This is a genomic window from Micromonospora sp. RV43, assembly GCF_001029515.1.
GTDB classification, from domain to species: Bacteria; Actinomycetota; Actinomycetes; order Mycobacteriales; family Micromonosporaceae; genus Micromonospora; species Micromonospora aurantiaca.
This window is the reverse complement of the sequence record NZ_LEKG01000324.1, coordinates 1-3,429: the sequence shown is the minus strand read 5'-3', so window position 1 is coordinate 3,429 and position 3,429 is coordinate 1. Positions and strand designations below refer to the sequence as shown.

Annotated in this window: 2 protein-coding genes and 1 pseudogene; all 3 read left to right on the top strand. The window is 72.6% G+C overall.

Going from position 1 to position 3,429, the window contains the following annotated elements; translation table 11 throughout:
• The coding region (locus tag ABD52_RS36775; protein WP_047894799.1) for a sodium:proton exchanger at positions 1 to 1,095 on the top strand (1,095 nt) is incomplete at its 5' end.
• 88 nt (positions 1,096 to 1,183) lie between these two features.
• Positions 1,184 to 3,154 carry a cation-translocating P-type ATPase gene (locus tag ABD52_RS36770; protein WP_013476050.1) on the top strand — a complete coding sequence of 657 codons (1,971 nt, stop codon included), beginning with the start codon at positions 1,184 to 1,186 and terminating at the stop codon, positions 3,152 to 3,154.
• Positions 3,151 to 3,429: pseudogene (locus tag ABD52_RS36765) on the top strand (cation transporter); the annotation flags it as partial. The gene ABD52_RS36770 and the pseudogene ABD52_RS36765, both read left to right, overlap by 4 nt.

Here is a 3,429-nt window from a genome sequence, read left to right as displayed (position 1 = left end):
CCGGTGGCGGCGATGGTGGTGTTCGGGGCTGCGGTGCTGGCCGCGGTGGCGCTGCTGATGTGGGCGTCGGAGGCCGCCCGGGTGGACATCTCCGGCAGCCTCGCGCTGGCCATCCTGGCGCTGGTGGCGATCCTGCCCGAGTACGCGGTGGACATCTTCTTCGCCTACACCGCCGGCCACGACCCCGCCTACGCCGCCTACGCCACGGCGAACATGACCGGGGCGAACCGGCTGCTGATCGGGGTGGCGTGGCCGCTGCTGGTCGCCTTCGCGATCTTCGCGGTGCGCCGCCGCCGGGTGCGCGGCGAGCGCGACAGGGTCACCTTGGCGCCGCATCGGCGCACCGAGATCGTGTTCCTCGCCGCCGCCACCGTCTACGCCCTGGTCATTCCGCTGACCGGCCGGCTGGCCTGGTACGACACCCTGGTGCTCGGTGGCCTGTTCGCCGCCTACCTGTGGCGCATCCGCGGCAACGAGGAAGGCGTGGAGGAACTCGCCGGTGTCGCGGCCACCGTCGCGGCGCAGCCTGCCGCCCGCCGCCGTGGCCTGGTCGCCGCGCTGTTCGTCGCCGCCGGCGCGATCATCCTCGCCGCGGCGGAGCCGTTCGGTGACTCGCTGGTCGCCGCCGGCGCCGATTTGGGCATCGACGAGTTCCTGCTGGTGCAGTGGCTGGCCCCGATCGCCTCCGAAGCGCCGGAGGTCATCGTCGCGATCACGTTCGCGCTGCGCGGCCGGGCCGACGACGGCATGGGCGCCCTGCTGGCCGCCAAGCTCAACCAGTGGACCCTCCTGATCGCCTGCCTTCCCATCGCGTATTACCTGGGTGGCGGCGAGTTCGCCGGGCTTCCGCTGGACGCCCGGCAGACCGAGGAGCTGGTGCTCACCACCGCCCAGACCCTGCTCGGCGTGGCCGTGCTGGCCGACCTGCGGCTGACCCGCGGTGAGGCGCTGCTGTTGTTCGGCCTGTTCGCCGTGCAGTTCGTGCTGCCCGCACCCAACATCCGCTACGTGATCGCCGCCGTCTACACCGTGCTGGCCGTCGCGCTGCTGATCCGGCAGCGCCGGCACGTCCCCGCCCTCATCAAATCCCTGTAACCCCAGTTCAGAGAGGACCCGTGACCATGACTGCCACCCCTCGACCCGGCAGCGCCCCTGCCGCCGTCGCACGACGAGCAGGTGCCCGATGAGCGACGCGTGCGGCTGCGGCGACGACAAGCCCACCGGCGCAGGCGAAGCCGAGGAGCGGGAACCGGAACGGCTGTGGGACGTCTCCGAGATCCGCGCGGCCGCCGTAGCCGGGGTCCTGCTGCTGGCCGGCTACGGCGCCGGGTGGACCGGCGCGCCGCGGCCGGTGGAGATCGGCCTGCAGGCCCTGGCTCTCGCCGTCGGCGCGTGGACGTTCGTGCCGTCCACGCTGCGCCGCCTGGCCAAGGGCAAGATCGGCGTCGGCACGCTGATGACCATCGCCGCCGTCGGCGCCGTCATCCTCGGTGAGGTCGGCGAAGCCGCCATGCTGGCGTTCCTGTACTCCATCAGCGAAGGGCTGGAGGAGTACTCGCTGGCCCGCACCCGCCGCGGTCTGCGCGCCCTGCTCGCCCTCGTGCCCGCCCAGGCCACCGTCCGTCGCGACAGCATCGAACAGGCCATCTCCCCGGCCGAGCTGCGCGTCGGCGACCTGATGATCGTGCGGCCCGGCGAGCGCATCGCCACCGACGGCATCATCCGCACCGGCCGCAGCGCCCTCGACGTCTCCGCCATCACCGGCGAATCCGTACCGGTCGAAGCCACCACCGGCAGCGACGTGTACGCCGGGTCCATCAACGGCACCGGCGTGCTCGAGGTCGAGGTCACCACCACCGCCGAGGACAACTCCCTCGCCAAGATCGTGCGGATCGTCGAGGCCGAACAGGCCCGCAAGGGCGCCAGCCAGCGCCTCGCTGACCGCATCGCCAAACCCCTCGTTCCCGGGGTGATGATCGCCGCCGCGCTCATCGCGGTCGTCGGAAGCCTGCTCGGTGACCCCGCCACCTGGATCGAACGGGCCCTCGTCGTGCTCGTCGCCGCGTCGCCGTGCGCGCTGGCGATCTCCGTGCCGGTCACCGTGGTCGCCGCCGTCGGCGCGGCCAGCAAACTCGGCGTACTGGTCAAGGGCGGCGCCGCCCTCGAAGCGCTCGGCGCCGTGCGGGGTGTGGCGTTGGACAAGACCGGCACGCTGACCCGCAACCGGCCGACGGTCATCGACGTCGCCGCCACCGGTGCCGCCACCCGCGAGCAGGTCCTCGACCTGGCCGCCGCGTTGGAGGCCCGCAGCGAACATCCCCTCGCCCGGGCGATCCTCGCCGCCGTCGACACCCCCCGACCGGCCACCGACGTCGAAGCCATCACCGGCGCCGGCCTCACCGGCGTCGTCGACGGCCGGACCGTCCGGCTCGGCCGACCCGGCTGGCTAAACCCGGGAGAGCTCGCCGACACCATCACCGGCATGCAGCAGGCCGGCGCCACCGCCGTCCTCGTCGAGGACGGCGGCCGACTGATCGGCGCGATCGCCGTGCGCGACGAGCTTCGACCGGAAGCCGTCGAGGTGATTGACCGGCTACGCCGCAGCGGCTACCACGTCTCCATGCTCACCGGCGACAACCACGCCACCGCCACCGCCCTCGCGGAACAGGCCGGCATCACCGAGGTGCACGCCGACCTGCGCCCAGAAGACAAGGCCCGCATCGTGGCGCAACTCCGCGATCAGCGGCCCACGGCGATGGTCGGTGACGGTGTCAATGACGCGCCCGCCCTGGCCACCGCCGACCTCGGCGTCGCGATGGGCGCCATGGGCACCGACGTGGCCATCGAAACGGCCGATGTCGCGCTCATGGGCGAGGACCTGCGCCACCTGCCCCAGGCCCTCGACCACGCCCGCCGGGCACGGTCGATCATGCTGCAGAACGTCGGCCTGTCCCTCGCCGTCGTCGTCGGCCTGATGCCCTTGGCCCTGCTCGGGGTGCTCGGCTTGGCCGCCGTCGTCCTCGTGCACGAGATCGCCGAGGTGATCATCATCGCCAACGGTGTCCGCGCCGGCCGGGCTCGCGCCCTACAGCCGCTGACCACCACTACCGACGCCGACACCGCACCAGCCCCTGAGACGGTGAGCGTCGGATGACCGGCCGGGAGGAGGCGCTGCGCCGACGGGGGCAGCGCCTCGCCTGGCTCATCGTCGTCTGGGACATCATCGAAGGAGCCATCGCCGTCACCGCCGGCCTGGCCGCCGGCTCCATCGCACTCCTCGGCTTCGGCATCGACTCGGTCATCGAGGTCTTCGCCGCCGCCGTCGTCATCTGGCAGCTACGCGCCGGACCCCGCGCCCGACAACGACCGGCGCTGCAGCTGATCGCCGTCAGCTTCCTCGCCCTGGCCGGATACGTCACCTACAAGTCC

Excerpts from the sequence above, each read along its gene's own strand:
- ABD52_RS36770 (WP_013476050.1), top strand. The coding sequence starts at position 1,184 with ATGAGCGACGCGTGCGGCTGCGGCGACGACAAGCCCACCGGCGCAGGC.